Origin of the sequence: Campylobacter sp. W0014 (assembly GCF_020135975.1) — a bacterium.
Classification (GTDB): domain Bacteria; phylum Campylobacterota; class Campylobacteria; order Campylobacterales; family Campylobacteraceae; genus Campylobacter_D.
On sequence record NZ_JACHTR010000005.1, the window covers coordinates 57,485 to 83,891 of the forward strand.

Sequence of the window (26,407 nt, forward strand, 5' to 3'; positions counted from 1 at the left end):
ATGGAGTATTGATGGAACCTTTATTTACAACTCAAATTTTAAAATACAAAGGCGATGAAGCTTTTACTTGTGATGATACTTTAGTACGTGAAATCAAGCTTGAAATTTTTATCAATAGTGAAAAAATCGGTGCTTTAATGGCAACACCTGTTGATGAACAAGCCTTAGCGGTTGGGTATTTGATGAGTGAAAACATCATTGCTAGAGTGGAGGATATTCAAAAAATTGAAAGTAAAGATGATGGCATGAGTGTATATATTGAAGCAAAAATTGATCAAGAAAATCTTGCTAAACTCAATTCCCAAGGAGTTGTGATCAGTGGTTGCGGGAGAGCACATACAGCTAATATTGATATAGAAAATATTGAAGCCATGAAAATATCTTCTAAAGCTCAATTTAGTAAAGATTATATTTTAAAACAAATGAGTCAATTTTATACTCAATGTGATTTATATGAAAAAACAGGATGTGTGCATACAGCTAAGCTTTTTTTTGATGAAAAAACGTTTTTTATCGGAGAAGATATCGCTCAGCATAATACCATAGATAAGGCTTTAGGAAAGGCAAGATTGGCTGGAGTTAATCTTGATCAGTGTTTTTTAATGGTAAGCGGTCGCTTGAGTTCTGAAATGGTTGCTAAGACGATTATGCATAGAGTACCGATTTTGGTTTCAAGAACGGCTCCTACTTGCTTGGGTGTGATGATAGCAAGAAAATTTGACTTAAGCCTTTGTGGTTTTGCAAGAGAAGATAAGATCAATATTTATAGTGGAGATTTTCGAATTCATGGATGATAAAAAAATACTCTCTTATATGAAAGAAATGCTAAATAGCAATGAAAAATTAGATTGCGGAACAGCTTTTAAAATAGCAAAAAAATTCTCAAAAAATATTGAAGAAATAGGCAAACTTGCCAATGAAAATAATATCAGAATTGATAATTGTGAATTGGGTCAATTTGGACATTTGGATTTTGAAAAAGGAAAAATTGAAGTCTTAAAAGAATTAGAACCAAAGCTTGATCATAAAAGAAGAATTTTTTGTGAAGAAGCTAGAGATATTGCTCAAAAAAGTTGTGGTTTAAAAAGCATGCGTTCGGCTTTAAAGGCATATAAAATTGATGTGAAATATTGCAAACTCGGTTGTTTCAAGGAGAAAAAAGGGAAGCAATTTATTATTAGAACTAAAACTTGGATTGAAAATTCAGACGGAGACTTGCTTTTTGGTAAAGGAAAAACTGAACTTTTGGAACTAATAGGACAAACGGGAAGTTTATTGCATGCTTCTAAACTGATGGGAATAAATTATAAAAAAGCATGGATGCATCTACAGGTTTTGCAAAAAAATTCTCAAGAAATTTTAGTAAGTACAAGACAAGGAAGATCGAAAGAATCAGGGACAAAATTAACTCCTAGGGCTATAGAACTGATGGAGAATTTTGCTCTTTTGCAAAAAGATATAGAAGAATATGCTAATAAACGTTTTAAGGAATTATTTTTAAAACATAAAAAAAATTAATTTTTTCTTTTAAGCTTATTTTGTTATAAAAAATAATATAATTTAACTATAAATTTTTAAATATAATTTAGATGAGGTTGTAAATCAAATGTTTAAGTCTTTAAATATTGCTTCAAAACTTATTTTGTCAGTTGCAATTGTTGTGATATTAGGTTTAATATTTTTAATTTTTTTAATTACAGATCAAGTAAGTCAGAATATTGCTAAAAATACTGAAAGCATTATTTCTGCAACTTCTAAAGAATATGCCACCCATACTCAAGGTATATTTAATGAAATGATAGCTTTGAATAAAAGTGAAGCTTATACATTAACAGATATGTTTAAATCAACTGATAAAGATGATTGGGATATCGATAGCATCACAAATGTTCTTATTAATCTTTTTGATAATAGTGCTTATGCAAGCTATACTTATCTTTATTTATTAGATCCACCAGCATACTTTAAAGATGAAAGTAAATTTTTTAATACCAAAAATGGTAATTTTGTTATTTTATATACAGATGAAGATATTAAAAAACGTGGAGGAATTGAAGTTTTACAATCTGTAGATGATATTGTAAATTTTTCTGTGGTGCAAGATATTATAAAAAATGCTAAATATGGAGAAGATCAAATTTATATCGGTCAGGCCATAAAAATGAATTTAAGTGGTAAACCTTTTGATGGTATGAATTTGGCTATGCCAATTTTTGGCAAAAAAAATAAACTCGTAGGTGTTGTAGGTTTAGTTCTAGATTTTGAAAATATCGCAAATTATTTACTTGATAAGAAATCATTCCTTTTTAATGGACAATTAAATGTTTTATTAAATTCTAAAGGTTATATAGCCGTACATCCTAATAAAAATTTAATTCTTCAAAATCTTATAAAGGTTAACAATAGAGGAGAACAAACAGAAGAAGTTTATAGAGCTTTATCTGAGGGAAAAAATGGAATTTTTAATTATGTTGCTTCGACAAATGATGACTCTTACGCAAGCTTAAGCAGCTTTAAGGCCGGAGATTCTACCTGGAGTATCATGGTAACAGCACCAAAAGATTCTATTTTTGCGCCTTTAAGAAAACTTCAAATGCTTATTATTGGATCTTCTGTAGCTTTTGTTCTTATAGTTTTAGCTGTAGTGTATTATTGTGTTAGGAGAATTGTTGGAATTAGACTTCCAATTATTTTAAAATCCCTAGAATCATTCTTTAAATTTTTAAATTATGAAAAAATAGAACTTAAACCTATAGAAATTTATGTTAATGATGAAATTGGTTCTATGGGAAGAATGATTAATGAAAATGTTGAAAAAACTCGCAATTCATTAAAGCAAGATCAAGAAGCAGTTGATGAATCTGTTCAAACTGTTAAAGAAATTGAGGGTGGAAATTTTAGAACAAGAATTTCTAAAATTCCTATTAACCCTCAATTAGTCGAACTTAAAAATGTTTTAAATAGAATGCTCGATGTATTGCAAAATAAAATTGGTTCCGATATGAATAAAATTAATAGAGTCTTTGATAGCTATAAGGCGCTTGATTTTAGCATTTCAGTGGATAATGCTCAAGGACAAGTTGAACTGACAACAAATATTTTAGGGGAAGAAATTAGAAAAATGCTTATAACGTCTTCGCAATTTTCTAAAGAATTGGCTTCTCAATCTGAAGAATTAAAAGCTTCAATGCAAAAATTAACAGAAAGTTCAGATACTCAAGCGCAGTCACTTGAGCAAAGTGCTGCAACTATAGAACAAATAAGCCATTCTATGCAAAATATCAATGGTAGAACTTTAGAAGTTACAAGTCAAGTTAATGATATTAGAAATATAGCTGGTGTTATTAAAGATATCGCAGAGCAAACGAATCTTTTGGCACTTAATGCAGCTATAGAAGCTGCACGTGCTGGAGAACATGGACGCGGTTTTGCTGTTGTAGCTGATGAAGTAAGACAACTTGCTGAAAGAACTGCAAAATCGTTGAATGAAATTGAGGCAAATATTAATATATTGGTTCAAAATATCAATGAAGTTGCAGAGTCTGTAAAAGAACAAACCCTTGGAATCACTCAAATTAACGACACCATCATGCAACTTGAAGCTGTTACAAAAGAAAATGCTGAAATTGCTAATGCAACTAATCAAATTACAAGTAAGGTTAATCATATAGCTGGTGCTATTTTAGAAGACGTAAATAAAAAGAAATTTTAAAAATTTAAGAGTAATTACAAGATTATCTAAATAAAATTATACTTAATTTTTTAAGTATAATTTTATTAAGGAAAAGCAATGAGAATTGATTGTAAAGATCTTGATTGTCCTAAACCTGTCGTTGAAACAAAAAAAGCTCTTGAGAATCTAAATAATGAAGAAAACTTAGAAATTGTTTTAAATTCCATTATCTCTAAAAATAATGTTTTGAAATTTTTAAACTCTTTAAATTTAAATCCGACTTTTAAAGAATATCAGGATGAAATTATCATTTGTGTTAAAAAAAAAGAAGTTGATTTAAATAAAACTAATCCTAATGAATATAGTGTTTTGTTTTTAAAAACCGATAAAGTAGGTCATGGAGAGTTAGGAGAAAATTTATTTGTCGGTTTTTTAGATACTTTAAAAGATATTGAAAATATTCCTGATAAAATTATTTGCGTTAATGAAAGTGTTTTAGTAAATACTGATGAAAATCATAAAGCACATAAAATAATGAAAGAATTGGAAAATTTAGGAGTTGAAATTATAAGTTGTGGAGCTTGTTTGGAATTTTTTGGAAAAACTAAAGAATTAAAAATTGGTTCCATTGGAAATGCTTATGAGATCGTTAATGAACTTTTTGGAAAAGCAAAAATCATTACTTTATAGGATAAAATTTGGAGTATAAAAAACAAAATTTAACCCATTTTGTAAAAGCGGCAGGTTGAGCAGCAAAAATAAGCCCGGGTGGCCTTAAAACAATTTTAAATTTTATGCAAAAATCTCCAGCTTTACTTAGCGATATCGGCAATAATGAAGATGCGAGTGTTTATAAACTTAGTAGCGATTTAGCTCTTGTTCAAACTCTTGATTTTATCACTCCTGTGATCGATAGTGCCTACCATTTTGGTGCTATTGCCGCAGCTAATGCCCTTAGCGATGTATTTGCTATGGGAGCTGAAGTGATAAATGCCTTAAATATAGTGGGATTTGATACTAAAAATTATTCTTTAGAAATACTAAAGGAGATGTTAGAGGGTGCTAATGATAAGGTAAATGAATGTAAGGGTTTGATTGTTGGTGGACATACAATTGAAAGTTCGGAATTATTTTTTGGGCTCAGTGTTACCGGAAAAGTCCATCCTGATCGTTTTATTGCTAATAATCGTGCAAAATTGGGAGATAAAATCATTTTAACCAAGCCCTTAGGAGTTGGAATTTTAAGCACTGCTCTAAAGGCAGATTTTTTAGAAGAAAAACATTTAAATTCTATGGTTGAAAGTATGATGTCTTTAAATTTTAAAGCTAGTCAAATTGCTTTAAAATTTAAAGTCCATGCCATGACTGATATTACAGGATTTGGCTTTTTAGGACATTTAAGAGAAATGTTAAATAATCAAATTGGTTTTGAAATTTTTAAGGAAAAAATTCCTTACTTAGATGGAACTTTGAATTATTATAACATGGGTTTAATTCCAGCTGGAGCGTATAAAAATTTAGAATTCGTTCAAGAGATGGATTCTGATTTAAATGAGGAAAATTTATTGCTTTGTGATCCTCAAACTTCAGGAGGACTTTTGATTGCTATAGATGAAAATCAAGCCTTGCATTGCCTTAATGAGTTAAGGGATGAAGGTATTGAGGCAAACATTGTTGCTCAGTGTGTTTTAGCTTCAGAAAAGAAATTTATTTTTGTTTAAATTAATGTAATAATTAAGTTTAATATTTTTAAGGAAAAAGATGGAAGTTGTTCATATAAACATGGCTATTATAACAATGTTTTCAGTTTATACTTTTTTAATGCTTTATATAGGTTTTTATTTTTATAGAAAAAACAAAAGCTCTGAGGATTATTTCTTAGGTGGAAGATCTTTAGGACCTGCTCTTTCTGCTTTAAGTGCGGGTGCTTCTGATATGAGTGGTTGGCTTTTAATGGGTTTACCAGGAGCTTTATATATTGGTGGTTTGATCAATTTTTATATTATGATAGGCTTGATTATTGGTGCAACTTTAAATTGGATTTTTATAGCAAAAAGATTAAGAATTTATACAGGCATTGTTGCAAATTCCTTGACGATTCCTGATTATTTAGAAACTCGTTTTGATGATGATAAACACGTTTTACGTGTGATTTGTGCTATTGTTATTTTAGTTTTTTTTACTTTTTATATTTCTTCAGGTCTTGTGAGCGGGGCAAAACTTTTCGAAAGTGTTTTTCAAATTCGTTATGATTATGCTTTAATTACTGGAACGCTAATTATTGTTATTTATACTTTTTTAGGAGGCTACAAAGCAGTTTGTTGGACAGATATGATTCAAGGACTTTTGATGCTTGGAGCCTTAATCGTCGTGCCATCGGTTATGCTTTATCATTTAGGAGGTGTTTCTAAGGCATTTACTATTGTAAAAGAAATTAAACCTGAAGCTTTATCTATAAATCATGTGAGTTTTGTAAGTATTATTTCTGCCCTTGCTTGGGGGCTTGGATATTTTGGACAACCTCATATTTTAGTGCGTTTTATGTCAATTAGATCTGTCAAGGATATTCCTGTTGCCACCTTTATAGGAATTTTTTGGATGAGTTTGTGTTTATTTAGTGCTTGCTTGATAGGGATTTTAGGTATTGCTTATATTTATAAATTTCAACTTAGCTTGCAAGATCCTGAGAAAATTTTTATACTCATGTCTCAGCTTTTGTTTAATCCTTGGGTGGCTGGAATTTTACTTTCTGCGATTTTAGCTGCCATTATGAGTACTGCAAGTTCGCAACTTTTAGTATCAAGTTCGACTATAGCTGAAGATTTTTATAAAAAAATTTTTAAGAAAAATGCATCTAGTAAAGTGGTTTTAAATTTGGGAAAAATAGGTGTTTTAACTGTGGCTTTGATTGCTTTTTTTATTTCTATGGATAAAAATTCAAGTGTTTTAAATATAGTTTCTTATGCTTGGGCTGGTTTTGGTAGTAGTTTTGGCACAGTTATTATTTTTTCACTTTTTTGGAAAAGAATGACAAAATTTGGCGCTATTGCCGGTATGATTTCAGGTGCTTTAGTGGTGGTATTATGGAAAAATTGTTTTGATTCTAATTTATATGAAATGATACCTGGTTTTTTAACAGCTTCTTTAGTTATTGTTTTTGGGAGTTTATTGACTGAGGTAAGTTCTGGCTCAAAAATAGCTTATGAAAAAATGATTAATGAAATTCCCCAATCTTAAATTTATTTTATTTTTTAATAAAAATCGCTATAATTAGAATTTCTTGGAAGATTAGCGTATCTGGTGATCGCCACTGACTTCAAATCAGATGAAAGGGTAGCTGGCTATTCTTTGGGGAGTTCGATTCTCTCATCTTCTCGCCGTTTAAAGATTGAAGGAATAGGGTCATGAGTAAAGCAGATATTATTGTTGGCATCCAATGGGGCGATGAAGGCAAAGGCAAAATAGTTGATAAATTATGTGAAAATTATGATTTTGTTTGCAGAAGTGCAGGCGGACATAATGCAGGACATACCATTTGGGTTCAAGGTGTAAGATATGCGCTTCATTTAATGCCAAGTGGTGTTTTAAATACAAAGTGTATTAATATTATAGGTAATGGTGTTGTCGTTTCTCCTGAAGTTTTAATTGCAGAAATGGCACAATTTGAAAATTTAAAGGGCAGATTATATATAAGTGATAGAGCGCATCTTAATTTAAAGCATCATTCTTTGATAGATATTGCAAAAGAAAAGCTTAAAGGTAAAGATGCTATAGGGACAACAGGGAAAGGAATAGGTCCTTCTTATGCAGATAAAATTAACCGCACAGGACATAGGGTTGGAGAGCTTTTAGATCCTCAAAGACTTCATAATGCTTTAATGAAAGATTTTGAATTAAATAAAAGTTTTTTAGAATTTTTAGGTGTTGAAATTCCTGATAGTGATGATTTGCTAAACGATCTTAAAAGATTTAGTGAAATTTTAACCCCTTATATTACAGATACAACTAGAATGCTTTGGAAAGCTTTAGATGAGGATAAAAAAGTCCTTTTAGAAGGAGCTCAAGGCTCTATGCTTGATATTGATCATGGAACTTATCCTTATGTGACAAGCTCAAGCACAATTTCAGGCGGTGCTTTAATCGGACTTGGTTTAAATCCTAAAGAAATAGGAAATATCATAGGTATAGTAAAAGCTTACGCAACTAGAGTAGGCAATGGAGCTTTTCCTACTGAAGATAAAGGCGAAGATGGAGAAAGAATTGCGCGTATTGGAAAAGAAATCGGAGTAAGCACTGGACGTAAAAGGCGTTGTGGATGGTTTGACGCTGTAGCGGTAAGATATACAGCAAGGTTAAATGGCTTGGATGTTTTATCTTTAATGAAACTTGATGTTTTAGATGGTTTTGAAAAAGTAAAAATTTGCCGTGCTTATGAGTATAATGGAATGGAAATTGATTATATGCCAAGTGATTTAGAAAATGCTAAACCTATATATGAAGAAATGGATGGTTGGGATAAAGTTTTTGGAATCAGGGATTATGATTTATTGCCAGAAAATGCCAAAAAATATATTGCTAGATTAGAAGAGCTTTGTGGGGTTAAAGTGAAATTCATTTCTACAAGTCCAGAAAGAGAAGATACGATTGTTTTATGAAAAGCAAATATAATTCTGTTGTCAAGGTCAAAAAACAGCAACTTGATAAGGCTGAATCTAATTTAAATCAAGCCAAGCAAAGACAGCTTGAAAATGAAAGACTTTTAGAGCTTTCAAGAAAGGAATGTGAAAATTTAAGCGTTTTGCCAAAATCAGGATCTGTAAATGAATTAAGATCTAATTTATCAATGAGACAAATTGGCAGAGAAGCAATGTCTAGAGCTAAAGAAAAAGTAGAGCTTTCTAAAAAAGAAATGATGCATTATCAGTTTTTGTATAAAAAAGCTCATTTAGATTATGAAAAAATGAAGGTCTTAGAGGCTGAAGAAATCAAACAGAAGAAAAAAGCACTTGCCAAAATTGAAGAAAAATTTCTCGATGAAATTGCAATCAGTCGCTTTTTTAAAAAGGATAAAAATGACTAAAAAATGTATTTTTTTAATTTTTTGCTTGACTGCGCTTTTTGGAGCTGATCAAAATTGCGAAGAATATTTTGAATCCAAAAAAGCGCAACTAGAATTACAAACAAAAGAATTTGATGAAGCTAGACAATCTTTGGAGGCTTATAAAGCTTCTTTTGAGGCTTTGCAAAAAGAAAGAATGGATGCTTTGGTAAAAAAAGAAGCGGAAGTAAATGCTACTTTAGTACAAATTCAATCTTTAAAAGATCAAAATGCCAAACTTTTAGAGGAGCAGCAAAAAATTTTAAATTCCATCAATAAAAAAACAGAAGGCAGAGTCAAAGAAATTTATTCTCAAATGAAAGATACAGCTATAGCTGATGTGTTAAGTCAAATGGATGCTGATGATGCTAGCAAAATTATGTTTTCACTTGATTCGCGTAAAATTTCAGGAGTTCTTTCTAAAATGGATCCTAAAAAAGCAAGTGAATTAACCTTATTGTTAAAAAATTTGGATAATAATAAGACTCATTAAATTTGTTTTTTAACATAAATATATTATTATTTTAAATTATAATTTAAAGGTTTGAAAATGCGTATAAAATTACCACATGTACCTTATATCACAAATAAAATAGTATTAGATTTAGCCAATTCTTCTTTTGTTGAAATTAAAAGCACTATAGAAGAGCTTAACCCTTGTGTCGCAAAGATCTTAGAAAATGATGTCTTAAGTGAAAGAAAATTAGATGAAAAAGCTAAAGAACTTCTAGAAGAACAAGAAGATGAAATGGAGCTTATGCAAGTTGATAGAAAAAATATGTTTTGGCTTGTGAAGAAAAAACTCGCTCCTCAATTTGATGTTATTTTAAATTTGGAAGATCGACATAACCGTTTAGCACATAGAATTTTAGAAGAACTTATAGAAAATGATTTTATTAATTTTATCGTGAGTGAAAATAGAGTGAAAAATTTAATTTTTTCTAGTATTGATAATTATCTTAAAATTTATGAAAATCTAGAAGATGAAGTGTATGAAAAAATAAGCAATTATAAAACTAAGCCAATTCCAGGTAGTGAAGAATATGAATTAATCTTTGAAAAACTTTATCAAGAAGAACTTAGAAAAAGAGGAATGTTTTAAATTATGAAAGCTTATGTTTATTTAGAAAATGATTTTTTTTTAACTGCTGAAGCTTTTGGTAAGAATGGAACTTTCTTTGGAGAGTTGGTTTTTAATACTTCTTTAACTGGATATCAAGAAATTATTTCAGATCCTTCTTATGCGGGGCAATTTATCATTTTTTCTATGCCAGAGATCGGTATAGTAGGAACTAATGACTATGATAATGAGAGCAAAGAAGTCTTTGCTAGCGGCATTTTGATACGAGAATTAAGTTCTACTTTTTCCAATTTCCGCGCCAAGCAAAGTTTGGATGAGTATTTAAAAAAACATGGAAAAATAGGGATATGTAATCTTGACACAAGGTTTTTAGTGAAAACAATTCGAGATTTTGGAAATTTAAGAGCTGTTGTATCAACTGAAATTTCAAACAAAGAAGAATTAAAAAGTGCTTTGGAAAAATCAGCAAAAATTGATGAAGTTAATTTTGTTAAAGAAGTCAGCACAAAACAATCTTATATTCATAAACAAGGTGTTTGGAATCATACAACTCAAGGTTACAATGAAGCTAAAAGAAGCGCGAAAAAAGTAGCAGTTATCGACTATGGAGTCAAGATCAATATCTTAAATGAGCTTGTTGAAGCTGGTTTAGAAGTAGAGGTTTATCCTTATAATGTTAAAGCGCAAGAACTTATAGATCTTTATAAAAAAGGCGAAATTCAAGGAATATTTCTTTCTAATGGCCCTGGAGAGCCAAAAATTTTAAAACAAGAAATTACAGAAATTCAAAAAATGGCTAAAGCAAAGATTCCTATATTAGGAATTTGCTTAGGACATCAACTTTTAAGTAATGCTTTTGGTTATGAAACGTATAAAATGAAATTTGGTCAGCATGGTTCAAACCATCCTGTTATTAATTCAAACAATAAAAGCGTTGAAATTACAGCGCAAAATCATAATTATAATGTTCCCGAAGAACTTTGTGAAGTTGCTTATATTACTCATCGTAATCTTTTTGGAGATAATGTAGAGGGTGTTAAGTATAAAGATTATCCTATTATATCAGTGCAACATCATCCAGAAAGCTCTTCTGGTCCTCATGAGAGCAAATATATTTTTAAAGAATTTGTTGATTTGATGTGATTTTGCTAAATATTGATTTTTTTGTTATTTTAAGTGTTGCTTTTTTATCAAGCTTTGGACACTGCTATGCTATGTGCGGAGGTTTTACTTTAGCTTTTATGAGGTTAAATGCTTCACACAAACATTTATTTTTGCTAACCTTTTTATATCAACTATCAAGAATTTTAGCCTATATTTTTTTAGGAATACTTTGTGGGATTTTTGGAAATATTTTAGCGATTAATTCCAAAATTCAAAGTTTTTCATTTTTTATTATTGGTATTTTTATGGCTATTTTAGGTTGTACTTTAATTTTTAGAGGTAATCTTTTAGCTTTTTTTGAAAATAATATAATCATTCATTCTTTGTTTAAATTTGTAGTACAAAAATCGATGAAGTTTAAAGGTGTTAAATCTGCATTGATGTTAGGATTTGCCAACGGCTTTGTTCCTTGTGGTTTAGTTTATTTTTTTTTAACGGATACCCTTAAAAGGGGAAATATTTTAGAAAGTATGTTTATTATGTTTATTTTTGGAATTTCAACGCTTCCTGCTATGTTATTTTTTGCTAGATTATCTCAAATTCTAAGCGAATTTTTAAAAATTATTTTTAATTATGTGGCTTATATTATTATTATTGTATATGGGTTGCATGCTAGTTATATAGGTTTTATTACTTTTATAAAATAAATTTATTTATATTCTTTAATTTAATTACAAAATTTTATTTTATTTTTTGAATTAAAACGTTTTAAATATCTATAAATTCTTTATTCTTAGAATACGATAAATAAAATTATCTCTTTTAAGAAAAAATGTATAATTAATAGTCTATAATACTACTAATGAACTAAAAATTTTAAGGAGAAAAAACTATGCATCCAGGTAATGCATTAAGTTATGACTATACGGTTGCTAAATATTTTATGTTTGCGACTATATTGTTCGGTATTATTGGTATGGCCATAGGAACTTTGATAGCTTTTCAAATGGCATATCCTGATTTAAATTATTTAGCAGGAGAGTATGCAACCCTTTCAAGATTAAGACCTCTTCACACCTCAGGGGTTATTTTTGGTTTTATGCTTTCTGGAATTTGGGCCACTTGGTACTATATAGGACAACGTGTTCTTAAGGTAAGTATGGCTGAATCAAAATTTTTAATGGCGGTAGGAAAGCTTCATTTTTGGCTTTATATGTTTACGATGATTGTTGCTGTTATTTCTTTATTTTTAGGAATTACAACTTCTAAAGAATATGCAGAGCTTGAGTGGCCTTTAGATATCTTGGTTGTTATTGTTTGGGTATTGTGGGGTATGAGTATTTTTGGTCTTATTGGAATCAGACGTGAAAAAACTCTTTATATCTCTCTTTGGTATTATATAGCAACTTTTTTAGGTATTGCTATGCTTTATCTTTTCAACAATATGGAAGTTCCAACTTATTTTGTTGCCGGTATGGGAAAATGGTGGCATAGTGTATCAATGTATGCAGGAACCAATGATGCTTTAGTTCAATGGTGGTATGGACACAATGCGGTTGCTTTTGTTTTCACTGTTGGTATTATTGCTCAAATTTATTACTTTTTACCAAAAGAAAGCGGTCAACCAATTTTTTCTTATAAACTTTCTTTATTTGCATTTTGGGGATTAATGTTTGTATACCTTTGGGCAGGTGGACACCATTTAATTTATTCAACTGTTCCTGATTGGATGCAAACTATGGGTTCTGTATTTTCAATAGTACTTATTTTACCTTCTTGGGGATCAGCGATCAATATTATGCTTACAATGAGAGGCGAGTGGAGTCAGCTTAGAGAAAGTCCATTGATTAAATTTATGATTTTGGCATCAACTTTTTATATGTTCTCAACATTAGAAGGACCTATTCTTTCTATAAAATCTGTTAATGCTTTAGCGCATTTTACTGATTGGATTCCAGGTCACGTTCATGATGGAACTTTAGGTTGGGTAGGTTTTATGACTATGGCTGCGCTTTATCATATGACACCTAGATTATTTAAAAGAGAACTTTATAGCAAATCTTTAATGGAAATTCAATTTTGGATCCAAACTACAGGCGTAGTGCTTTATTTCAGTTCAATGTGGATTGCAGGTATTACACAAGGTATGATGTGGCGCGCAGTTGATAAATACAGTAATCTTCTTTATTCATTTATCGATACAGTTGTGTCTATAATACCTTATTATTGGATTAGAGCTATTGGTGGTTTATTGTACCTTATTGGTTTCTTTATATTTACTTATAATATTTATAAAACAATTGCTTGCGGAAGAGTGCTAGATAAAGAGCCAAAAAGTGCTTCACCTATGGCAGTGTAAAAAGGAGGAAAAATGTTTAGTTGGTTAGAAAAAAATCCATTCTTTTTTGCTGTGGCTGTTTTTGTTGTAATTGCTTATGCTGGTATTGTTGAAGTTTTGCCTAATTTTGCTGAAAATGCAAGACCTATCGAAGGAAAAAAACCTTATACTGTTTTACAGCTTGCAGGGCGTCAAATTTATATAAAAGAAAGTTGCAATGCTTGCCATTCTCAGCTTATACGTCCGTTTAAATCTGAAACTGATCGTTATGGAATGTATTCAGTTAGTGGCGAATTTGCTTATGATAGACCATTTTTATGGGGTTCAAAAAGAACAGGTCCTGATTTAATGCGTGTAGGAAGTTATAGAACAACTGATTGGCATGAAAATCATATGTGGGAGCCTACTTCAGTAGTTCCACATTCTATTATGCCAGCTTATAAGCATATGTTTAAAAATGATGCTGATATAGAAACAGCTTATGCTGAAGCTTTGACTGTAAAAAAAGTTTTTAATGTGCCTTATGATGTGCCAGGTGGCGTAAAACTTGGTTCTTGGAAAGATGCTCAAGAAGAAGTAAAAGCGGAAGCACAAACTATAGTTGATGAGATGAAAAATGAAGAAGTGAAAAAAGCTTTTGCTAAAGGTGAAATTAAAGAAATAGTTGCTTTGATCGCTTATTTAAATAGCTTGAAGTAAGATGATGGAACATTTATTAATTTTACTAGATGTGATTAAAAAATTAACTACTCTTAATTTGAGTGAAATTAATAAACATGAGTGGGAAATTTTTCAAGGTTATGGATTTTTCCTGCTTGTTGTGTTTTTGTCATTGGTTTTGTATTCATATTTATATCATCTTTACAAAGCAGAGAAAAAAGGCGAAAGAAATTACGAAAAATACGCAAATCTTGTTTTAGATGATAATATCAATGATTGTGTTTTAGAAAATAAAAGGAGTGCTTGATGCAATGGTTAAATTTAAAAGATAATACTAATTTATTGTCTTTGATTGGAGCTGTTCTTATTGTTCTAATCACGCTTATAATTGTAAGCAGAATGTTTAGCAAAATGAAAGAAAAAAAAGGTGAAGCTGAGCTTAGTGAACACGAATGGGATGGAATAGGAGAGTATAAAAATCCTATTCCTTTAGGCTGGGCTATTGTCTTTTGTCTTACTATTGTTTGGGCAATTTGGTATTTCTTGTGGGGATATCCTTTAAGATCTTTTTCAAGTATAGGTCAATACAATGAAGAAGTCCAAGCTTATAACTCTAAATTTGAGAAAACATTTAAAAATTTATCTGCTGATGATAAAAAAGATATGGGCGAAAATATTTTTTTAGTTCAATGTTCTGCTTGCCACGGCATTACCGCTGATGGAATCAATGGTAAAGCTCAAAATTTAAATATTTGGGGTAGCGAAGAAGGAATTATTAATACAATTGTGCATGGTTCTAAAGGGATGAATTATGAAGGTGGAGAAATGCCAGATGCATCTGCTTTAGGTATAGCAAAAGAAGATATTCCGGCAGTTGCTGCCTATGTTGCACAAGAAATTTCAGCTATTAAACAAACTAAAAATGAAAAGTTAGTGGCTAGAGGAAAAGAAGTTTATGAAACTTGTGCTGCTTGCCATGGAGCTGATGGAAAAGGAGGAGAAGGTGGAATGTTTCCTGATCTTACAAAATATGGTTCAGCGCAATTTGTAGTGGATGTTTTAAATAGAGGTAAAAAAGGTTTTATAGGAACTATGCCAGCATTTCCTACTTTAAATAACGTGCAAAAAGAAGCCGTTAGTGAGTATGTAATTTCTCTTTCAAGGGGTAAATAATGGAAAACACAAATAGATGCGTATCTTCTTTTTCAGGTATTACAGGAATGCTTATTGCGACTGTATTATTGATTGCTATTTTAGTAGTACTAACTATTTTTGGTATCAAAGCTCAACAAGAAGTGATGCAAAAACCTTATAGCCTTAAAGATATTCAAAGTGTAAAAATGCTAGGTTCAAAAGAGCAAGATCATAGAGTTATAAAGGATGTGCAATGAGTAAAGCATTAGAGTATTTAATTGTTATTGGGCTTATCACTACTGCGGTAATTACCGCTTGGTCAGTATTAACCGCCAATCACTTGCATATAGGATGAAAAAAATATTACGAGATAGCTTATTTTTAGCTATCTTTTTGTTTTTTCCTTTGAAAGTTTTTGCTCTTGATCATGTGGTTTTTAATGAAGGTGTATTGAGTCCAAAAGTTGTTCAAGAAATTAATTTAATAGGCAAAGAGTTAGAAGAAAAGAGTCAAATTTTTGCAGGAGTGGTTGTAGGCGATAGTACAGATTTTGAAACTTTGTTTAATATGCAAAAAACACTACCAAAGTCTTATATTCTTATTATTTTATCTAAAAAATCGCATAGAGTTGATATAGTTGGCTCTAAAGGTGTTCTTAATTTGATCGATAAAGAGGCTGTATTAAGTCCTTATCCAGGAACAGGTTCGATTTTACCAATTTTAGCGACACAAAAAGGCGATATTTATAATGCTGCTGTTTTAAATGGCTATGCTGATATAGTCGATCGTATAACCCAAGCTAGAGGAATTACATTAAATTCTTCCATAGGTAATGCAAATCGCAATACAATAAATATTTTACGAATTTTAATTTATGGTTTCATTTGCTTTGCTTTGCTTTATTATGTGCAAAGAAGAATGAAAAGGAAAAGAAATGGATAAGAAAAAAACTTTTTGGCCTTATGGTTTATTGATTGCTTTTTTATTGATTATAGGAGCTTCTGTTGCCACAGTTGTAATTTCAAGCGATTATCCTGTATATGAAGATGATTTTTATTTTGACTCTTATCAAAATGTAGAAAATAACTATAACGAAATTCAAAAGCAGCAAGACAATTTTAATAAACTTTTTAAGGTTGATTTTGAAAATAAAGATTTACAATTGCTAGGTGCTAGGAAAATTCCTGTTTATACTATCGATTCTAATTCTTATGTAGCTAATTTTAAAATAGAATCTTTAGGAAAGGCAGATGTTCAAAATTTAAAATATGAAATTTTACTTACTAGACCTCATACAAAAAAAGATGATCAAAAATTACAAGGACAAATAAAACAAGGAATTTTAAGCATCACTTTTCCTTCTAAAATCGAAGAAGGTAGATGGCAATTAAAATTTAAGCTGATTGAAAATCCTCAAACAATAGGCTTTTTTAACTATGAATTATATGCTAAATGAAGCTTAGAATATTTGGTTCCACTAGAAAGATTAAAGAATATTACGAGCAAAGTAAAGTTTTAAATGCTTTGCTTGATAATGCTATAAGCATACAAGATTTTCTAGAGAGAATATGTTTAGTTAATTCTCATAAGGCGAGTTCTTATGAGAGTTTGCTTTTAATGCAAGAAGCATGTTTAAAAAGTAAAAATTTAGAGAAAGAATTAGGAATTAGTACTGATTTTTTTACTTTTTTAAAAAATAATGAATATTTATTTTCTTTCTTTAAAGAGCTAAGCTTAGAGAAAAAAAGTATTGATGATCTTAAAAATAATGATTATTATGCAAGCTATAACGAGCATTTAGAAATTTTAAAAGAAGTATTTGATCACTATCTTACTTTGCTTAAAAAGAATAATCTTCATGATGATTTATCTTTAGTGAAAGATTACTTGATTAATTTTGATTTTATAGATGAATATGATGTTGTTATTTATGATTTAGAAGGTTTTTTGAGTAAATTTGAAGAAGATTTGTTTTTACAAATTGCTAATTATAAAGAAGTGATTTTATGTTTTAGAGTGAGCCGGTTTAATTATGAGTATTTTTCCAAATTTGATTTTTTAAAAGAGATAGATCTTGAAGTAGAATTTTACTATGAAGTGAGTTTAAGTCAAGGAAAAATTCTTAAAAAAGAGAAAATTTATACTCAAAATTCACAAGTTAAAGTCAAATCCTTTGAAATTAGAAGTCTGCAATGTGCCTTTGCAATGGATGAAGTTTCTCATTTTTTAAGGGAAGGATTAAAGCCTGAAAATATAGTTATTATAACACCAGATGAAAGCTTTTGTGATCTTTTAAGATTGTTTGATAAAAACAATATGTTTAATTTTGCTAGTGGTATTAATATCAAAGAGAGTTTATTTTATCAAAAACTAAAAATACTTTATGATTCTGCAATTTCTGAATCATTTTATTACCAAAAGCAAGAAGATTATTTTTTAAATGAAGATACAATTTTTGATTATCATAATACCTTTTTGCATTATTTAAATCTTGATTTTGAAAATTTTAAGAGTCAATTTGATCAACAATTTAATTTTGAGCAGTTTGAAAATTTAATAATTCAGTTTTTAGAAAATGAAAAACCAGAACTTATCAGTATCATCCAAAAAGAATTGTATTTTATCAAGGATTTGTTAAAAAATCAGTCTTTGAAATTTAAAGAATTGCTCCAGCTTTTTTTTATACATATTTCAAATTTAAATTTAAGTTATGTTGGTGGTGGAAAAATTACCGTTATGGGGCTTTTAGAAAGCAGAGGACTTCATTTTGATGGAGTTGTAATTGTAGATTTTAATGAAGATGTGATTCCTAAAAGAAGTATTAATGAACTTTTTTTAAACAATGAAATTCGCAAAAAAGCAGGACTAATCAGCTATGAACGAAGAGAGAATTTGCAAAGATTTTATTATGAAAACTTAATCAAGAATGCCAAAAGAGTAAGCATTTCTTATGTTGAAAATGAAGAGCAAAGAAAATCACGTTTTTTAGATGATCTTAATATAAAATATTTTTATGAAAAACCAAATTCTAAAACTTATTTAGATGCATTAAAGCTTGATTATCAGAGTGTAAGATTAAATTTAGAGCCTATTAAAGCTCCTATTTTAAAGCACGATTCGTTTGAAAAACCCTTATCTTTTACTCGCTTTAACTTACTCCTAAATCAAAAAAGAACTTATTATTATCGTTATATTTTAAATTTAAAAGAAGCTAGAGCCTTAAGCTATGAAAGCAATTTTAAAAATGAGGGTAATTTTATCCATAAGATTTTAGAAATTTACTATAAAGAAAATTCAAAAAATTATTTTGATTGCAGTATTTTTAATAAATTATTACAAAGGGAAAGTTCAAAATATGGCATTGGTGATTTGGAACTAGAAATTTTAAAAATACGATTTGAAAATTTTTACAAAAACGAACAAAAGCATTTTGATGAAGGATATAAGGTTGATAAACTAGAATTGTCTATTTCTAAAGTTTTAAATTTTAAACAAGAATTTATAAAATTAATAGGAGTTATTGATAGAATTGATCATTGTATGGGTGAAAATTTTATCATCGATTATAAAAGTGGAAAAATTCCTACAAATTCTTATCAGTTAGCCTTTTATCAAGCTCTTTATGATGAGAATGCTCAAGCTTTTTTTTATGATTTAAAATGTATGAAATTTACAAAAGAAAAGGCTAAAAGCTTGGCTGATTTGAAAGAAAGTTTAAAAAATTTACTAGATGAAAGTAAAGAAGAAATGGAGTTTGAAAACAAAAAAGATGAATATTGCCCTTATAGGTTGATTTATAAAAAGGAAGTGAAATGACTTTTGAACCTTTTTTAGCCTTAGAGGCAAGTGCTGGTAGCGGTAAAACCTTTGCTTTGAGTGTTCGTTTTATAGCTCTTATTTTAAAAAATGCAAAAATAAATGAAATTTTAGCTTTAACCTTTACCAAAAAAGCTGCTAATGAAATGCAAAAAAGAATCATTGATACTTTTTTAAATTTAGAAAGTGAAGAAAAGCAGAGTGAATCTCAAGAATTATGCCGACTTTTAGATGTGGAGAAAAAAGAACTTATAGCCCTAAGAGATGCTAAAAGAAAAGAATTTTTAAGACAAGAGTTAAAAATCAGCACCTTTGATGCTTTTTTTAGCAAGATCGTTAGAGCTTTTGCTTTAAATTTGGGGCTTAGTAGTGATTTTAATATTAGCGAAGAAAAACTTGATATTAAGGCTGTTTTTTTAAGGCTTTTAAATAGAGAAGAATTAAAAGATTTAGCCTATTATTTGGTCAATATAGAAGAAAATCAAGATTTTTATAATGAATTAGAAAGATTTTATGAAAACGCTTACCATAAAGATTGTGTAAAAATTCCAAATCCATCAAAAGCAAAAATAAATAAAGCTTACAATGATTTAAGAACGTATTGTTTAAGTTTAACCCATGTTAAAAAATATACAAATTTAATACAAAATTTTAAAAATGAAACTTTGGATTTAAATGAATTTATCAAAACAAGTTTTATGTCAAAATTTGATGAAACGGAATATTTGCAAAAATTAAACGATGAGGATACAAAATTTAAATTAAAAAGAGAAGAATTTATCAATGCTTTAAATGATTATGCTATTGAGCTTGAGCAATATAAAATTGCTAATTTAATGAATCTTTTAAATTATTATAGTAAGGCAAAAAATTCTATACAAAAAGAAAAAAATGTTTTAAGTTTTAGTGATATTAGTCGAAGAGTTTTTGATTTAATCACAAGTGATTTTAAGGATATGATTTATTTTCGCTTGGACGGATATATTTCTCATTTGCTTATCGATGAATTTCAAGATACAAGCGTTATACAATATAAGATTTTATATCCTTTGATCGCTGAATTAGTTTCAGGCGAAGGTGTGAAAAAAAATAGAACTTTTTTTTACGTTGGAGATAAAAAACAAAGTATTTATCGTTTTAGAAAAGGCAAAAAAGAGCTTTTTGATTTATTGCAGTTTGATTTTAAGCAAATCAAAAAAGATCAACTTAAAGTCAATTATCGTTCTAAGGAAAATTTGGTTTATTTTGTCAATGAAGTGTTTAAAAATAAAATAAAAGATTATACGCCACAGCTTTCTTTGGAGGATAAAAAAGGAGGCTTTGTACGCGTTGTTGAAACAAAAGAAACTAAAGCTAAAGATCAGTTTCAAGAAATAAAAGAAAAAGTATTTGAAACTTTGTTAGAGCAAATTTATTTTTTAAAAGATAGAAATGTTTCCTTGAATGATATTTGTATTTTATGTTGGAAAAATAATGATGCAGATATGATTTTAGAATTTTTACAAGAACACAAAATTCAAGCATTTACACAAAGCAATATTTTACTTGAAAATAAAGCTAGCGTGAGGGTTGTTTTAGAATATGCAAAATATTGTATTTTTGGGGATGAGTTTTATTTGCATTTTTTAAAAGAATTTTTAGGATTTGAACCTTTGAGATTAAATCTTGATTTAGCAAGAAGTGCTATAGAAAATTTACTTTATTTGATTAAAAATTTAAGACTTGATCTTAGCGATATTGCTTTAATCCAATTTATAGAATATGCTAGAGAAAAAGAGGATTTTTTAAAACTTTTATTTGAACCTTGTCCTTTAAAAATTATCAATGAACAAAATATGGGGATAAGCATTATGACTGTGCATAAATCCAAAGGTTTGGAATTTAAGCACGTTATTTTGATAGACAGTCTTTCAAAAAATAATACAAATAGCGATAATATCATGCTAGAATATGATATCAATCAAGGTTGGCAACTTCATCTAAGAGATAATATACGCAAATTAACCAAAGAGCATAATTATCAAGCTTTTATAGACAATATAACCAAGGCTGATTATGAAGATGATATGAACAAACTTTATGTGGCTTTTACTAGGGCCAGAGATTCTTTGATTGTCATTAAAAGAAATAGTGAATTTAAACATGGGAGTTATCCTAGTTATTTAAATTCAATGCTTGAAATCAATGAGCAAGAAATTGGAACATTAGAATTTCAAGATTTATATGAGCAAAAAGAGGAAATTTTGCCTCCTGCTTTGAAAGAATTTGAAAAGGTTGGTTTGCAAGAAATTGATCATAATGAAAAATTAGATTCTAAAGAAATTTATTTTGGAAACGCTTTTCATTTTTTTATGCAAAATTTAAAACTACCATATGGAGAAAATATCGAATCAGCTTATCAAAATACTAAGAGTAAATTTAGGTATTTTTTAGATGATAAAGAATTTAAAACATTGTTTGTAATAATTAAAAATTTACTCAATAACAAAGAATTTCAAAACCTCCTTGAAAATAAAAAACTTTTCAAAGAACAAACATTGAGTTTTCAAGGAGAAATCAAACGACTAGATTTACTTGCTTTAGATGATAAGGAAGCGATAATTATAGATTATAAAACAAGCCTTGCAATGGAGGATAAACACAAAGAGCAAATTTGTGAATACAAACTTGCTGTAGATGAAATCTTGAAAAAAAATTCAAGAGCTTTTGTTGTTTATTGTTTAAAAGATAAAATCTTAATTAAAGAGTTTGCTAAAAACTAAAATATCCATATTTTAAAATTGATTGAAAAATTAAAAGTTTTCCGAAGCCACATTAATACTTCAAATTTAAAGTTAAATATCATTTAAATATAAATAAAAAATGATTTTAAAACTTATAAAATAATTAGAAAAAGATGATAGAATAAATCTTATATGAATTATTTGAAATCTTAAATAATGAGTAAAAATTGAATTGGAAAAAAGGATGAATATGGATTTTTATACCATGCATGAAAAAAATGGTAAGCTTTATTTCGAGATAGAAGGGGATAATCTATTTGAAGATTTTTTGGAGCTTATGAGTGAAAAAAGTGTATTTAATGTGCATAAAGAAGGAGAAAATACACTAACAATCAATTCCGTTGAAATTACTTGGCTTTATGAAAATAAAAAAAATATCATTATTGCAGAGTCATCACTTTTTGCTAAAGGTACAATCGAGTTTGCTTTGGAAAATTACAAAATAATTTTCGAAGAAGAAAATAAAATACATGATGAACAAGATAATGAAGAAAATGAAAATTACAGTGATGTTGATAATTTCAAAGAATTTCATGGGCCAACTCATTTACATAGCATTGACTTAAAGGACATGTTTAAGCTTGCAAGACAAATGGATGAGATGATGAATTATTATCAAGATGAATTTGAACAAAATGAAGAAATGGATCCTAAGGAAAAATCTTTAAGAAATTATCTAGAAAATCATAAACACAATGCTTTAATAGGTGCTTTAAATCTTACTCAAGAGGAATTTATCAAACTTTCTTCAAAAGATTTCAAAAGAGTGCAAGACTATATCGATGAAGCTTTGCAAGAGGATGTTTTAAAGCATCTTGATATTTGCAAAATAGATGATGCTGATTTGACGGTGTTTAAAGTAAAACCTTTAATGCAAGAATTAAATATTGAAACAAATTTCATAAAATCTAAAAATTCTATTACAAAAAACATTAAAGAGTATTTTTTTGATCTTTTAAAAGCTGGCGCATTTGTATATGCTAGAGATTCTGAAAGGATTGCAACAGTATCACATATTTATTATTTTTTACAAAGAGAGCTTTGTGAGAAATACAATGAAAAAAAGAAAGCTTCAGTATTTAATAATCAATTAATTGAAGATTTTTGCTCCTCTTTGCCTAATTATAAAATTTTAAATAAAGTTAATTTGGCTTTGCAAGGCTGTCTGGTAACACGAGGTAAAAATCGTATTTTAATGCTTGATGATATTGAAGATTTATATGAAGATTGGGACAAAGAAGAATATATAGAAGTTTTTATAGCAGATAATAAAAATGGAAGAAAACTTATAGCCTATGATGTATATGATTTAAATTTAAGCGAAGAAGAACTAAACCAAAAAATCGATATTTTTAAAGAACAAGTTAAGCAATTTGGAGAGAAATTTAATTTTGATACAATAGAAACTTTTTTAAGCGAACGTTTTCAAGAAGAAAGCGATCCAGATCCGCTTAAAGATAATGAAGATATAAATTTAGACAATGAAGATAATCAAAATTCAGATTCCAAAGATGAAAACGATGATATTAAATTCATTCCTTTAAGTTTTGAAGAACAAAAAAATATAAGAGAAATTTTGAATTTAGATGAAAGTAAAAATATTGAAAGTTTCCACCAAAAGATTATAAATAAAATCTTTTCTGATATATTTGAAAGATTGTGCGGCGAGAGTTCATTGGCAAATAGTATTTTAGATGATGACACTATGTATAATTTAATCCATGATCAAATTTTTGAATTTGTAATGGGAAAAAGTGTGAGTAAAAATACTTTTAAAAAGATCAATATCCTTACTTTTATGCCTGTTTTTAAAACAAAAGAAGATGAAAGATATTACACATTGGAAGTTGAAGACAAACGCATTGCCTTTAAATTGAATCAAGATTCTTTTAAAACTTTATTAAAATGTGGCGTGGTTATTACAGAAAAACATTTAAAGCAATTAAAAGAAGCAAAGGATCTTTTTGCTTTATTGCATAAATTAAATGTTAAAATCTTTAATGAATATTTGCACATCCATAAAGGACAAAAATGTACTACAAGAAAAGGCGGCCTTATTTGTTTAAATGATTTAAGAAAAATAGATGATTTGGAAGATTTTTTACAAAGCCATCCACGCTTTGTAATGTTAGAACAAATTTTAGAAATTCTAACTCAAATAAAAGACTTAAATTCATCACAAAAAGAAGAATTTTTACAAAATTATGATTTTAAGAATTGGGAATATGAAAATAATGAAATTTTTATTTATGACAAAGTAGAAACAAAATATAACAATAGCATGCGATTTATCAATAGCAAAAAAGAAAACCGAAAACCAAAATCGGAGATCCGTTTGCTTGCTCATACTCAAATAGATTGCAATGAGCAAGAAATAGAAGAGCAAGCGGTAGAATTATTTGAAGGATTTTCACAAAATGAAGCAGAATTTGCTCTCATTATGATTTTAGATTATTTAAATATGGTGCAAGAATCTGAATTTGATAATATTTTAGATGTTAATATAATAAAAAGTCCTCAATTTCATGCAAATACGAATTTTTATCAAAGTTTAGATGAATTTTTAAAGAAAGAAGAAATATTTAATATCGTTTTTATCCGTGATAGTAATGAAATTTTTTATTATCTAAGTAAAGTTTTTAGAATATTAAGATTTAAGATAAATTTTAATTTTTGTCTCAAAAATACAGACACAGAGCTACAAGTTTTTGTTATAGAAAATGAGCAAAACAAAAATTTAAAAACAGCTTTATTGATTGGTGCTAGTGTTGAAGAAATTGGAATATTGAAATTTATAAGAGAGAAAAAAATTAATAAAAATGCCCTTCCATTTATGGCCAATTTATATGTTGAAATAGATGGGGCAATGGCTTTAAATTCTTGTTTTTATCAGGGTCGTTATACTCTAAAATATAAAGATGAATTTATAGAAATCGACAGATATATAGGTCATATTTTTTCTTTTTGCGAGGATTATTTTTCAAAATATTTAAGAAGTGATTTGAAAAAAATCGTTGTTGGTTATATGGGTAGAGAGCTAAGCGAAAAATATGAATACGATGGAGAAGAATATGAAGAAAAATATGATGAAAAAGAATATGAAGAATTTAAATGTTATTTTGATGAAAAATTTCCATCTTATATTGATTTTTATACAAATTTTTGCAGTAGTCTTTTTGTTCATGAAAAGGATGATGTGCTTTATATTATGTTTTGCAAAGATAAAAAGATATATACTAATTCTAGCTTAGAATATGATTTTAAATATATCGATAAAGTCATAAGAAAATATTTTCCATTTTGCACACAGGAATTTAAATTTTATTCTACTAGTCCTTATGCATTTTGCGGTTTAAAAACGTCTTATATACAAGAAGAGCTTCAAATAGAAAAATTAAAGATTAATAAAAATGAATTTGAATCTGAAAATTTTATTTCTTTAGAAAGTGCAAAATTGGCTAAAAATTTGTATGATAATTTAAAACCTTTTGATGGATTAAATGCTTTAAAATTTTATGAAGAATTTAAGAAAATTTATTTAACCCCTATGCAATTTTTAAAAGAAGAAGATAAGGAATATACAGAATTTGAGATAGATATAAGTATTCATGATGAATCAAAAAGAGGTTATATTAGCTTTCGTTTTGAGAAAGTATTTAGAACTTTCCTTGAAGATGAATATATAGCGGGTAGTTTGAATATGGTTATCAAATTTCGTAAAACTAGCGAATCTAAATTCAAATCTCAATCTTATTCTAGCCTCGACAACGAAGGCGAATTTGTAAAATTTGCGGGCTTAGAAGAAGTGGAGGAATTGGAAGATTTGGAGCTTAGTTATCAAGATCATGAAATAAGAAATAAAAAGATTTTCGAATTTATAGAGCAAAATAATGCTTTTAAACATTTTTTTTATGATGAAAATTATAAAGAATTTGAAGTGTCTTTTAGTAGCGCACATCAAGATTGCGATGTTGTTTGGATTGATAATGTATTTACATTACAAGAAAACAAGCAATTATCATTTTTGGATAAAATTACATCTTTTTTTAAGAAATAGAAGGTAACATTTTAAAAATGCAAAAAGGGAAAAACAAATGAAAACTTTAGAAGAAATGCAAGCTATGGATGAAGAAGCTATAAGGGAGTTAGGTTGGGAATTTTTTAGACTTGTTAAAAATAATAAACTTAAAGAAGTTAAAGAGTTTTTAAAAGATTATCCCGTGCCTGAAGTATTTTTAGAGAAACGTCGTAAGGTATATTGGTGTAATCATCCTATACCTTTTTTTAATCCTAGTTCTACTTTAGCTTGGGCAGGGATCGCTTATGATAAGAGTCAAAGTTTTGAAATGATGGAGTATTTTGAGAGTTTAGGACTTAAAGCTGATGATGAGTGTTTAGGAAATAATGCCCTTACTGATTATATTGGAGTGGGTGGAAAAAATAAAAAAATGATTGATTATTTTTTTAAAAAAGGATGTAAATTTGAAGTTTATGATGAAAAAGGTGCCACCCCTTTGCATTCTTGGATATTGCTTGGTGATTCTGAGTCTGTAAATTTTTTAGAAGTGGCTTTACAATTTGGTGCTGATGTAAATATGAGAAGGATTGAAACAGAACATGAACACAGTTATATCGATGCCGGGGAAACTCTTTTACATATAGCTGCAAGATCTGAGAAAAAACCTATTGGAACTTGTTTGGAAATTTTGATCAAATATGG

At 28.7% G+C, this 26,407-nt stretch carries 23 protein-coding genes, 1 tRNA gene and 2 pseudogenes; all 26 read left to right on the forward strand.

What is annotated here, in order from left to right:
- The first annotated feature begins 11 nt into the window (after positions 1–11).
- Entirely contained in the window at positions 12–794 is a 783-nt protein-coding gene (gene fdhD, locus H2277_RS02805) for a formate dehydrogenase accessory sulfurtransferase FdhD (protein ID WP_337200863.1), read from the forward strand.
- Positions 787–1,518 (forward strand): winged helix-turn-helix domain-containing protein, encoded by a 732-nt coding sequence (locus tag H2277_RS02810; protein ID WP_337200864.1) that lies wholly within the window; start codon positions 787–789, stop codon positions 1,516–1,518. Before fdhD ends, H2277_RS02810 begins: the two co-directional genes overlap by 8 nt.
- 319 nt (positions 1,519–1,837) lie before the next feature.
- A pseudogene (locus tag H2277_RS09275) lies at positions 1,838–2,263 on the forward strand (methyl-accepting chemotaxis protein); the annotation flags it as partial.
- A gap of 1,008 nt (positions 2,264–3,271) precedes the next feature.
- Positions 3,272–3,712, forward strand: coding sequence for a methyl-accepting chemotaxis protein (locus tag H2277_RS09280; RefSeq protein ID WP_407928553.1), 441 nt, complete (start codon positions 3,272–3,274; stop codon positions 3,710–3,712).
- A 78-nt stretch (positions 3,713–3,790) separates the two neighbouring features.
- Positions 3,791–4,363: a sulfurtransferase-like selenium metabolism protein YedF gene (gene yedF, locus H2277_RS02820; RefSeq protein WP_337200866.1), complete on the forward strand. Its 573-nt coding sequence runs from the start codon at positions 3,791–3,793 to the stop codon at positions 4,361–4,363.
- Positions 4,364–4,371: 8 nt separating this feature from the next.
- Complete coding sequence (gene selD / locus H2277_RS02825; RefSeq protein ID WP_337200867.1) at positions 4,372–5,394, forward strand: selenide, water dikinase SelD; 1,023 nt, start codon at positions 4,372–4,374, stop codon at positions 5,392–5,394.
- 40 nt (positions 5,395–5,434) lie between these two features.
- Positions 5,435–6,910 (forward strand): sodium/proline symporter PutP, encoded by a 1,476-nt coding sequence (putP, locus tag H2277_RS02830; RefSeq protein ID WP_337200868.1) that lies wholly within the window; start codon positions 5,435–5,437, stop codon positions 6,908–6,910.
- A 45-nt stretch (positions 6,911–6,955) separates the two neighbouring features.
- Positions 6,956–7,050 (forward strand) — tRNA-Sec (locus tag H2277_RS02835).
- 27 nt (positions 7,051–7,077) lie between these two features.
- Positions 7,078–8,328, forward strand: coding sequence for an adenylosuccinate synthase (locus H2277_RS02840; protein ID WP_337200869.1), 1,251 nt, complete (start codon positions 7,078–7,080; stop codon positions 8,326–8,328).
- Positions 8,325–8,753 (forward strand): flagellar export protein FliJ, encoded by a 429-nt coding sequence (locus H2277_RS02845; protein WP_337200870.1) that lies wholly within the window; start codon positions 8,325–8,327, stop codon positions 8,751–8,753. Before H2277_RS02840 ends, H2277_RS02845 begins: the two co-directional genes overlap by 4 nt.
- Positions 8,746–9,264 (forward strand): MotE family protein, encoded by a 519-nt coding sequence (locus tag H2277_RS02850; RefSeq protein WP_337200871.1) that lies wholly within the window; start codon positions 8,746–8,748, stop codon positions 9,262–9,264. The genes H2277_RS02845 and H2277_RS02850 overlap by 8 nt, the downstream gene beginning before the upstream one ends.
- A gap of 57 nt (positions 9,265–9,321) precedes the next feature.
- Positions 9,322–9,873, forward strand: a complete 552-nt coding sequence (locus tag H2277_RS02855) for a DUF507 family protein (protein WP_337200872.1) — start codon at positions 9,322–9,324, stop codon at positions 9,871–9,873.
- A gap of 3 nt (positions 9,874–9,876) precedes the next feature.
- The gene (gene carA, locus H2277_RS02860; protein WP_337200873.1) at positions 9,877–10,995 is read left to right on the forward strand and encodes a glutamine-hydrolyzing carbamoyl-phosphate synthase small subunit; all 1,119 of its coding nucleotides are present in this window, start codon (positions 9,877–9,879) and stop codon (positions 10,993–10,995) included.
- Positions 10,992–11,663 (forward strand): sulfite exporter TauE/SafE family protein, encoded by a 672-nt coding sequence (locus tag H2277_RS02865; RefSeq protein ID WP_337200874.1) that lies wholly within the window; start codon positions 10,992–10,994, stop codon positions 11,661–11,663. Before carA ends, H2277_RS02865 begins: the two co-directional genes overlap by 4 nt.
- A gap of 185 nt (positions 11,664–11,848) precedes the next feature.
- On the forward strand, positions 11,849–13,315 hold the full coding sequence (ccoN, locus tag H2277_RS02870) for a cytochrome-c oxidase, cbb3-type subunit I (RefSeq protein ID WP_337200875.1): 1,467 nt from the start codon (positions 11,849–11,851) through the stop codon (positions 13,313–13,315).
- 12 nt (positions 13,316–13,327) lie between these two features.
- A complete protein-coding gene (gene ccoO, locus H2277_RS02875) occupies positions 13,328–13,993 on the forward strand; it encodes a cytochrome-c oxidase, cbb3-type subunit II (RefSeq protein ID WP_337200876.1) in 666 nt (221 codons plus the stop codon).
- 4 nt (positions 13,994–13,997) lie between these two features.
- Entirely contained in the window at positions 13,998–14,261 is a 264-nt protein-coding gene (locus tag H2277_RS02880) for a cytochrome c oxidase, cbb3-type, CcoQ subunit (RefSeq protein WP_337200877.1), read from the forward strand.
- Positions 14,261–15,127, forward strand: a complete 867-nt coding sequence (gene ccoP / locus H2277_RS02885) for a cytochrome-c oxidase, cbb3-type subunit III (RefSeq protein ID WP_337200878.1) — start codon at positions 14,261–14,263, stop codon at positions 15,125–15,127. The genes H2277_RS02880 and ccoP overlap by 1 nt, the downstream gene beginning before the upstream one ends.
- Positions 15,124–15,345: a DUF4006 family protein gene (locus H2277_RS02890; protein ID WP_337200888.1), complete on the forward strand. Its 222-nt coding sequence runs from the start codon at positions 15,124–15,126 to the stop codon at positions 15,343–15,345. The genes ccoP and H2277_RS02890 overlap by 4 nt, the downstream gene beginning before the upstream one ends.
- On the forward strand, positions 15,342–15,443 hold the full coding sequence (locus H2277_RS02895; protein ID WP_137623043.1) for a hypothetical protein: 102 nt from the start codon (positions 15,342–15,344) through the stop codon (positions 15,441–15,443). The genes H2277_RS02890 and H2277_RS02895 overlap by 4 nt, the downstream gene beginning before the upstream one ends.
- Positions 15,440–16,030 carry a hypothetical protein gene (locus H2277_RS02900; protein ID WP_337200879.1) on the forward strand — a complete coding sequence of 197 codons (591 nt, stop codon included), beginning with the start codon at positions 15,440–15,442 and terminating at the stop codon, positions 16,028–16,030. Before H2277_RS02895 ends, H2277_RS02900 begins: the two co-directional genes overlap by 4 nt.
- A complete protein-coding gene (locus H2277_RS02905) occupies positions 16,023–16,544 on the forward strand; it encodes a FixH family protein (RefSeq protein ID WP_337200880.1) in 522 nt (173 codons plus the stop codon). The genes H2277_RS02900 and H2277_RS02905 overlap by 8 nt, the downstream gene beginning before the upstream one ends.
- A complete protein-coding gene (locus H2277_RS02910; RefSeq protein ID WP_337200881.1) occupies positions 16,541–18,904 on the forward strand; it encodes a PD-(D/E)XK nuclease family protein in 2,364 nt (787 codons plus the stop codon). Before H2277_RS02905 ends, H2277_RS02910 begins: the two co-directional genes overlap by 4 nt.
- A complete protein-coding gene (locus tag H2277_RS02915) occupies positions 18,901–21,666 on the forward strand; it encodes a RecB-like helicase (protein ID WP_337200882.1) in 2,766 nt (921 codons plus the stop codon). Before H2277_RS02910 ends, H2277_RS02915 begins: the two co-directional genes overlap by 4 nt.
- A 211-nt stretch (positions 21,667–21,877) precedes the next feature.
- Positions 21,878–25,744 carry a hypothetical protein gene (locus H2277_RS02920; protein WP_337200883.1) on the forward strand — a complete coding sequence of 1,289 codons (3,867 nt, stop codon included), beginning with the start codon at positions 21,878–21,880 and terminating at the stop codon, positions 25,742–25,744.
- 37 nt (positions 25,745–25,781) lie between these two features.
- Positions 25,782–26,407 (forward strand): annotated as a pseudogene (locus tag H2277_RS02925) (hypothetical protein); the annotation flags it as partial.

Excerpts from the sequence above, each read along its gene's own strand:
- putP (WP_337200868.1), top strand. The coding sequence starts at position 5,435 with ATGGAAGTTGTTCATATAAACATGGCTATTATAACAATGTTTTCAGTT.
- ccoN (WP_337200875.1), top strand. The coding sequence starts at position 11,849 with ATGCATCCAGGTAATGCATTAAGTTATGACTATACGGTTGCTAAATAT.
- H2277_RS02840 (WP_337200869.1), top strand. The coding sequence starts at position 7,078 with ATGAGTAAAGCAGATATTATTGTTGGCATCCAATGGGGCGATGAAGGC.
- H2277_RS02910 (WP_337200881.1), top strand. The coding sequence starts at position 16,541 with ATGAAGCTTAGAATATTTGGTTCCACTAGAAAGATTAAAGAATATTAC.
- H2277_RS02810 (WP_337200864.1), top strand. The coding sequence starts at position 787 with ATGGATGATAAAAAAATACTCTCTTATATGAAAGAAATGCTAAATAGC.
- H2277_RS02850 (WP_337200871.1), top strand. The coding sequence starts at position 8,746 with ATGACTAAAAAATGTATTTTTTTAATTTTTTGCTTGACTGCGCTTTTT.
- fdhD (WP_337200863.1), top strand. The coding sequence starts at position 12 with ATGGAACCTTTATTTACAACTCAAATTTTAAAATACAAAGGCGATGAA.
- H2277_RS02855 (WP_337200872.1), top strand. The coding sequence starts at position 9,322 with ATGCGTATAAAATTACCACATGTACCTTATATCACAAATAAAATAGTA.
- H2277_RS09280 (WP_407928553.1), top strand. The coding sequence starts at position 3,272 with ATGCAAAATATCAATGGTAGAACTTTAGAAGTTACAAGTCAAGTTAAT.
- carA (WP_337200873.1), top strand. The coding sequence starts at position 9,877 with ATGAAAGCTTATGTTTATTTAGAAAATGATTTTTTTTTAACTGCTGAA.
- H2277_RS02900 (WP_337200879.1), top strand. The coding sequence starts at position 15,440 with ATGAAAAAAATATTACGAGATAGCTTATTTTTAGCTATCTTTTTGTTT.
- ccoO (WP_337200876.1), top strand. The coding sequence starts at position 13,328 with ATGTTTAGTTGGTTAGAAAAAAATCCATTCTTTTTTGCTGTGGCTGTT.
- H2277_RS02920 (WP_337200883.1), top strand. The coding sequence starts at position 21,878 with ATGGATTTTTATACCATGCATGAAAAAAATGGTAAGCTTTATTTCGAG.
- H2277_RS02915 (WP_337200882.1), top strand. The coding sequence starts at position 18,901 with ATGACTTTTGAACCTTTTTTAGCCTTAGAGGCAAGTGCTGGTAGCGGT.
- H2277_RS02895 (WP_137623043.1), top strand. The coding sequence starts at position 15,342 with ATGAGTAAAGCATTAGAGTATTTAATTGTTATTGGGCTTATCACTACT.
- H2277_RS02905 (WP_337200880.1), top strand. The coding sequence starts at position 16,023 with ATGGATAAGAAAAAAACTTTTTGGCCTTATGGTTTATTGATTGCTTTT.
- H2277_RS02880 (WP_337200877.1), top strand. The coding sequence starts at position 13,998 with ATGGAACATTTATTAATTTTACTAGATGTGATTAAAAAATTAACTACT.
- ccoP (WP_337200878.1), top strand. The coding sequence starts at position 14,261 with ATGCAATGGTTAAATTTAAAAGATAATACTAATTTATTGTCTTTGATT.
- yedF (WP_337200866.1), top strand. The coding sequence starts at position 3,791 with ATGAGAATTGATTGTAAAGATCTTGATTGTCCTAAACCTGTCGTTGAA.
- H2277_RS02845 (WP_337200870.1), top strand. The coding sequence starts at position 8,325 with ATGAAAAGCAAATATAATTCTGTTGTCAAGGTCAAAAAACAGCAACTT.